Origin of the sequence: Streptomyces sp. BK340, assembly GCF_007827595.1 — a bacterium.
Classification (GTDB): domain Bacteria; phylum Actinomycetota; class Actinomycetes; order Streptomycetales; family Streptomycetaceae; genus Streptomyces.
Genome location: NZ_VISR01000045.1, coordinates 48,545 through 55,594, shown reverse-complemented (window position 1 = coordinate 55,594; position 7,050 = coordinate 48,545). Strand labels below are relative to the sequence as shown.

5 protein-coding genes are annotated in these 7,050 nt (G+C 72.4%); 4 read left to right on the top strand and 1 reads right to left on the bottom strand.

Annotation, left to right across the window (positions count from 1 at the left end):
• Positions 1-727 precede the first annotated feature (727 nt).
• From FB157_RS49800 to FB157_RS44750, 3 genes are all read left to right on the top strand, one after another.
• The gene (locus tag FB157_RS49800; protein ID WP_398948068.1) at positions 728-1,537 is read left to right on the top strand and encodes a Mu transposase C-terminal domain-containing protein; all 810 of its coding nucleotides are present in this window, start codon (positions 728-730) and stop codon (positions 1,535-1,537) included.
• A complete protein-coding gene (locus tag FB157_RS44755) occupies positions 1,534-1,944 on the top strand; it encodes a hypothetical protein (protein ID WP_145887241.1) in 411 nt (136 codons plus the stop codon). The genes FB157_RS49800 and FB157_RS44755 overlap by 4 nt, the downstream gene beginning before the upstream one ends.
• 244 nt (positions 1,945-2,188) lie before the next feature.
• Entirely contained in the window at positions 2,189-2,950 is a 762-nt protein-coding gene (locus FB157_RS44750; RefSeq protein WP_186581963.1) for an SDR family NAD(P)-dependent oxidoreductase, read from the top strand.
• Between the two features lie 33 nt (positions 2,951-2,983).
• Here the strand turns inward: FB157_RS44750 and FB157_RS44745 are convergent, their stop codons facing one another.
• Positions 2,984-5,761 (bottom strand): LuxR family transcriptional regulator, encoded by a 2,778-nt coding sequence (locus FB157_RS44745; RefSeq protein ID WP_261386978.1) that lies wholly within the window; start codon positions 5,759-5,761, stop codon positions 2,984-2,986.
• 234 nt (positions 5,762-5,995) lie between these two features.
• On the opposite strand from FB157_RS44745, the gene FB157_RS44740 reads away from it, so the two are divergent.
• Positions 5,996-7,021, top strand: a complete 1,026-nt coding sequence (locus FB157_RS44740) for an aldo/keto reductase (protein ID WP_145887239.1) — start codon at positions 5,996-5,998, stop codon at positions 7,019-7,021.
• Positions 7,022-7,050: the final 29 nt, after the last annotated feature.

Below are 7,050 nucleotides of genomic sequence, written 5' to 3'. Positions count from 1 at the left end.
CCGCGGCACGGATGTCCGGCCGCCAGGTCGGCCGGGCAAGGGCCCGCCACGGCTGCCCGGGCTTCCAGCCCTCCCCGCGCGGCCGCTCGCGCAGCACACCCCGCCCGCCTCTGGTCACGCAGATCCTGGACGACCGGTACGGGCGCGGCGCGGTGCCGGTACCGTCCCAGGCCACCTTCTACCGGCTCGTCCACCAGCTCGCCGGCCCCGCCGAACACCCCCACCGCCCCGCCCGCACTCTGCCCTCCCCCACCGGCGGGCAGGCGTTCACTCCGACCGCGGCGCTGCGCCCGGGCGAGCAGGTGCAGATCGACACCACCCGCCTGGACGTCCTAGCCGTCTTCGACGACGGCACCACCGGCCGCCCCGAACTCACCATCGCCGTCGACGTCGCCACCCGCGCCATCCTCGCCGCCGTCCTGCGCCCGGCCGGCACCAAGGCCGTGGACGCGGCCCTGCTGCTGGCGGAGATGGCCGTCCCCCACCCGGCCCGCCCCACCTGGCCCCAGGCCCTACACCTGGCCCACGCCCAACTCCCCCAGCTCCAACGGCTCCTGACCCTGAACGAACGGCTCGAGGGCGCGGCAGCCCGGCCGGTGGCAGTACCCGAGACGATCGTCGTCGACCGGGGCAAGATCTACCTGTCCGCGGCGTTCACCGCCGCCTGCGAAACCCTCGGCATCAGCATTCAGCCCACCCCGCCCCACGCCCCGGCCGCCAAGGCATCGTGGAACGCACCTTCGGCACCATCAACGCGCTGCTGTGCCAGCACCTGCCCGGCTACACCGGCTCCGACGTCACCCGCCGCGGGCCGGCCGCCGAAACCGAGGCCTGCTTCAGCGTCGCCCAACTGCAGGACCTGCTCGACGAATGGCTCGTCCACTACCACCACCGCCCCCACGAGGGCCTGCGCCACCCCACCCTGCCCAAGAAGGCGCTCACCCCGAACCAGATGTGGGCCGCCCTCATCGCCGTGGCCGGCCACGTAGCCCTTCCCCTGAACGGCGACGACTACCTCGAACTGCTGCCGGTGCGCTGGCAGGCCATCACCGAACGCGGCATCCGCATCGATCACCGCACCTACGACGCGGACATCCTGGCCCCCTACCGCGGCCAGCCCTCACCCGTCACCTCCCGCGGCGGCAAGTGGGAGATCCACATCAACCCCCACGACGCCCGCCAGGTCTGGATCCGCCTGCCCGACGGGCTTCTGGCAGAGATCCCGTGGATCCACCGCGACCACATCCACCAGCCGTTCAACAGCGCCACCTGGCAGCACATCAAGACCATCACCGCCCGCCACGGCGACCGCGACACCCACGAAGCCGACCTCGCCGACGCCCTCGACCAGCTCATGCGCCGCGCCCACACCGGCACCGCCACCCCCGGCGAGCAGCGCCTGATCACCCGCACCACACCCCTGAAAACACCCCCCACCACAGTCTGCGATGGCACGACCACAGCCGTGCGCGGTGCCGGCGCTCCGCAACGACTGCTCCCACAGGACCCTGACCACGACACCCTGGAGGCGCCATGAGCCGCAGCCTTGAGGCTCTTGCGAAGGCCACCGAGCAGCGTCGGAAGCAAGCCGAGAGTGCCGTCGAGAAAGCGCTGCGACAGGCCCGCGCGTCGCAGCAAACCGTGAGCGTCGCCTCCATCGCCCGGGCGGCAGGTGGATCCATCGACTTCATCTACCGACATCCCACCCTGCGTCCCCAAGTTGAATACCTTCGTCGATCGCGCCGCAACGCCACTCCCACTGATGCGGCTCACGATCCTGGCTCCCAAGCTGCTGCCAGCGTCCTGGTCCGTCGGCTCACCCAGCAACTGGCAACCGACCGTCGAAAACACCGTGAGGAGGTTACTCAGTTGCGGGCCGCTCTCGAAGCTGCCCACGGCGAGCTGCTGGTCCTGAGACGCAAGCTGGATGCCCGAGGAATCTAGTGGGCACGTCGATGCAGCACCAGCGGTGGCCAGCCCTTGAAAGTGATCACCCAATGGGCTGAGCCACCCTGCTGCTGGCAGGGCAGGGCCGTCGCGCCGCCCACCGTCGCACCGCGCACCGATGGCCACCCGGGTGTGGGACCAGGGACGTCCCGGGTCCCACACCGCCGGGCCGGGAGCATGCTCGGCAGAGGACACCGGCCGCGCTGGAGCACGGGCGGAGCAGAAGTGGGAAGAGGCGATCATGGAGCGACTGGATGGCACCGTGGTCCTGGTCACCGGGGCCAGTAGCGGCATTGGCGCGGCGACTGCCGTCGCGCTCGCGCAGCAGGGAGCCGCGGTCGCCCTGGTGGCGCGGCGGCGCGACCGTCTGGAGGCCGTGGCACGGCAGGTGCTCGACGTGGGCCCTCCCGCGCTGTGTGTCGAGGCGGATGTGACCGACCGAGGGCAGGTGGGCCGGGCGGTGGAGAAGACCGTGGCCCGCTTCGGTCGGTTGGACACCGTGGTCAACAACGCTGGCGCCATGCTCGTCGGCCCCGTCGAGGACGCCCCGCCGGGCGAGTGGGAGCGGATGGTGGCGGTCAACCAGTTGGGGCTGCTCTACGTCACCCAGGCCGCGCAACCGCACCTGGCGAAAGCCGCTGCCTCGGACCCGCGGCACGTGGCCGATGTCGTCAACATCGGCTCGACCGCAGGGCGGGTGGCTCGCCCCGGGACGGCCGTCTACTCCATGACCATGGCTGGCGTGGTGGCCTTCTCCGAGTCTCTGCGGCAGGAGCTGCAGCCGCAGCGGATCCGGGTGAGCGTGGTCGTGCCCGGTACCGTGGGCATCGGACATACCCCGCAGGCGCCGCAGGAGCAACGCGCCGGCGGCGAGGCGCAGGTCCGGCAGATCGAGCGTCTGGCGCCGGAGGACGTGGCGCGCAGCGTGGCGTTCATCGTTGCCAGCCCGCACCGCGTCGCGGTGAACGAAATCCTCGTCCGGGCGGCGGATCAGGCCTGGTGAGGCGGCGGACCTCTACCCCGGAGCTGGCCAGACCTAGCGCGGCCCGGCTGAGGATCCGTCGCCCAGGGCTGGCAGCGCCTCCCGCAAGGCTCTGCGTGACGTGATGCCGAGCTTGATGTAGATCTTCCGCAGGTGCCATTCGACGGTCCGCGCGCTGATGAACAGCTCGGCACCGATCTCCGGGTTGGTGCGTCCGTCCCGGGCCAGGCGCGCAATGTGCTCCTCTTGCGACGTGAGCCCGGTGGCGGCCTGGGACTCCGGTCTGCGGATCTTCTCGCCGGCCGCGGCCAGCTCGCGGCGGGCCCGCTCGGCGAACGCCTCCGCGCCCATGGCGGAGAACCGTTCGTGGGCGGCCCTGAGCTGGTCACGAGCGTCAGTGGGCCGTTGCTCGCGGCGCAGCCACTCGCCGTACAGCAGCCGTGCCCGTGCGGCTTCGGGGCGCAGCAGCGTGCGGTCGAGCAGCGCGATGGCCGCGGCGTACAGCGGCTCTGCTTCGGTGCCGTCGGTGAGCAGGGCTCGGCATCGGCTCTCGATACCTACCGGCCAGTCCGAGTCGCCCGCGTGTCCGGTCAGTCGTCGCAGCGCCTGCTCGGCGACGTCCCGCTTTCCGGCGCGGACGGCCGCCTCGATCAGTTCGGGGAGCACCCACCAGGTGATTTGCGGCAGGTACGTCTCGTCGACGGCCCGCTCCGCGGCTGCCACCGCTTCGGCGTACTGGCCGAGTCCGTTGCGCAGCACCGCTTGCGTCCAGTGCGCGGCCTGCAAGGAGATGCCCTCGCCGCGCTCGACCGCGGCGGCGGCCGTCGCCTCGATCAGCGGGACGGCCTCGTCCACGCGGCCCCGGTATGCGGCGAGCAGCGCTGCTCCCAACGGGAACATCCTCGTCCCGGTCGCCTCGGCGATCGTCTCGCCCTCGTTCCGTAGCGCCGCTGCCGCCTTCAGGTCCCCGCTCCACGTGGTGACCAGCTCCTGCACGCCAAGGGAACCGACCAGCGGGCCCAGGGCGCCCGATGCGCGGGCGTGCTCCGTCCATCGGCCGCTCAGCAGGGCGAAGGTGTCGAAGTCCCACAGCAGGACGGCGGCCGTCGCGACGAGGTTGGCGCCTTTCTGGAACCAGCCGGGATCGGGGTCGTGCACGAACGCGTCGACGGCCTGACGCAGGCTCGTAGCCGCGGCGGACGGCCCTTCGTCGATCAGGGTCGCCAGGCCGCGCAGCAACAGGTGGGCCGGGCCGGGCGACGGCTCCGCCAGGGCCCGCGACTGCAGGGTCGCCCGTGACACCCCCGGAAGATGCCCGCCGGATTCGGTGAACCGGCCGGCGACCAGGGAAGCGGCCCAAGCGTCGAGGTAGGTCTCCCGCGCCAGACCCGCGTCGAGCCCGTCGAGCTGCGTCGCGACCCGCAGGAGCTGCACCGGGGCTGACCGCCCGGGGGCCGTGGCCCAGTCGATCTGGCCCCGCAGCCGCGCCACCAGGGCCCGCTGCAGGTCGGTGTCCGCGTCCGCCTCGGCTTCGGCCGCCAGCCCTGCGGCGGTCTGCAGCGAGCCCGCCTGCAGGTGTGCCGACGCGGCCGCCAGCGTACGGTCCGCCCGCGTACCGGGACGCTCGGTGAGCGTCGCCGCCCGCTGCAGGAACCCGGCGGCGGCCGACAAGCCGCCGCGGGCCTCGGCCCGTCCCGCCGCCCGCTCGAGCTCTACGGCGATGTCCTCGTCCGGCGCGGTGGCGGCTGCGGCCCGGTGCGACAGCCGGCGTTCGGGATCGGCCTGCGGATCCGTCGCCTCGGCGAGCGCCAGGTGCGCGGTTCGGCGCTGCTCCGGGCTACCTGCCGCATACGCCGCCGACCGCACCAGCGGATGCCGGAAGCGCACCAACGAATCGATGACGAGCAACTGCTCCGCCTCGGCGGCCGCGGCCTCCTCGCGTCCCAGGCCCAGGGCGCGCGCCGCACGCCACACGAGTACGGGGTCGGCGGTCGGGTCGGCCGCGGCCAGCACCAGGAACAGCCGCGCTGCCTCGGGCAGGCCCGCGATCCGCTGCAGGTAGAGGTCGTGCAGCATGCCGGTCATGGACGGCCGGCTGGCGAAGCCGCCAGCCAGCTCCTCCGGGCTCATCCCGCCGGCCAGCTCCACCAGGGCCAGCGGGTTCCCGCGGGTCTCGGCGATCAGCCGGTCGCGGACCCGTCCCTCCAGACGCCCGGGAACGGTCGCGGTCAGCAGCTCGCGCGCGTCCTCGTCGGTCAGCCCGCCGAGCGTCAGGCCCGGCAACGCGGCGAACCCCGGGTCATCGGCGTCCCCGGCGTCTGACCGCACGGCGAACAACAGCAGCACGGACTCGGCGTTCAGCCTCCGGCCGACGAACCCGAGCACCTGCTTGGACACGCTGTCCAGCCACTGGGCGTCGTCGACCAGGCAGACCAGCGGCTGCTCGGCCGCGACCTCGGACAGCAGGCCGAGCGTCGCCAGGCCGACGATGAACGGATCCGGAGGACTTCCGCCAGCCAGCCCGAAGGCCACCCGGATCGCCTGCTGCTGGGGAGCCGGCAGGACGTCGAGCCGGTCGAGCATCGGCGCGCACAGCTGGTGGAGCGCGGCGAACGGCAGCTCCATCTCCGACTCGACGCCGCAGACCTCCCGGACCTGGAACCCGAACGCCTGACGTGCGCAGTACTGCATCAGGGCTGTCTTGCCGATGCCGGCTTCGCCGCGGATGACCAGGACCGAGCCGGCCCCGTGACGGGCGTCGGCGAGCAGGGCGTCGAGTTCGATCCGCTCACGGGCGCGCCCCATGAAGGCAGCACTCCGCGATCTGGACATGCACACAGGGTACGGGCGCGGGCTGAGGTCCGGCACTCGCATCGCACCCCCGTCGCTCCCCGGGTCTCGCCGGGGGTCGCGTGCCTGCCCGGGGCTTCCTGCCTGCCGGGACCCGGGGGTCCTCCCAGGGACTTGCCTGGGGGCAAGGGACCTCCTGGAAACCACTCTGGAGCTACCGGCCCTGAACCGCATGCGGGGCCGCCACCAGCACACCGGATGGGACAGGTGACAACGATGAAGAGCGTGAAACTCGGCCGTCAGGGAATGACGGTCAGCGCCCTCGGCTTCGGCTGCATGGGCATGAGCACCACGTACGGGCCCAGCGATGACGAGGCCAGCCGTGCCACCCTCGCGCGGGCAGTCGACCTCGGGGTGACGCTGTTCGACACGGCCGAGACGTACGGGCCGTTCCACAACGAGCGCCTCGTGGGCTGCGCCCTGGCCCCCGTCCGCGACCGGGTACGCATCGCGACCAAGGTGGGGTTCGTCTTCGACGACGACGGAAACGTGGTGACCCACGACGGGGGCCGGCCCGCCGTCGACTGCAGCCCGGAGCACCTGCGCACCGCCGTCGACGGTTCGCTGGGCCGCCTCGGCGTGGAACGGATCGATCTGCTCTACCTGCACCGCATCGACCCGAAGATCCCGATCGAGGACTCCGTCGGCGCCATGGCGGAGCTGGTCGCCGCCGGCAAAGTCGGCCACATCGGCCTGTCCGAGGCATCCGCCGCCACCATCCGACGCGCCCACGCGACGCATCCCCTCACCGCCGTGCAGAGCGAGTACTCGCTCTTCGAGCGCGGCGTGGAGCACAACGGGGTCCTCGAAGCCGTCCGGGAACTCGGCATCGGATTCGTCCCGTACTCGCCGCTCGGCCGCGGCATGCTCACCGGCGCGCTGACCAGCCTCGAAGGCCTCGACGACAGCGACTTCCGGCGCCACGACCCGCGCTTCCAGGGCGAGAACCTCGACGCCAACCTGCGGCTGGTGGCCGCGATCGGCCAAGTGGCCGCCGGCAAGGGCGTGCTGCCCTCGCAACTCGCCCTCGCCTGGCTCCTCGACCAGAGCCACGTGCCCATCCCGGGTACCCGCCGGATCCAGTACCTGGAGGACAACGCGGCCTCCGCCGACATTGTCCTCACCGACGCCGACCGCGCCGCGCTCGAGGACGCCGCCCCCATTGGCACAGCCGTCGGCGACCGCTACCCCGCCGGGATGCTCGCGACCCTCGACACCGACGCAGAGCCCCGGCAGCACTGACCAAACCCGCCACCACTCGAACAAGGAGA

What these genes read in the sequence shown, in the direction of transcription:
- FB157_RS44755 (WP_145887241.1), top strand. Translation starts at nt 1,534, where the DNA reads ATGAGCCGCAGCCTTGAGGCTCTTGCGAAGGCCACCGAGCAGCGTCGG.
- FB157_RS44745 (WP_261386978.1), bottom strand. Translation starts at nt 5,761, where the DNA reads ATGTCCAGATCGCGGAGTGCTGCCTTCATGGGGCGCGCCCGTGAGCGG.
- FB157_RS44740 (WP_145887239.1), top strand. Translation starts at nt 5,996, where the DNA reads ATGAAGAGCGTGAAACTCGGCCGTCAGGGAATGACGGTCAGCGCCCTC.
- FB157_RS44750 (WP_186581963.1), top strand. Translation starts at nt 2,189, where the DNA reads ATGGAGCGACTGGATGGCACCGTGGTCCTGGTCACCGGGGCCAGTAGC.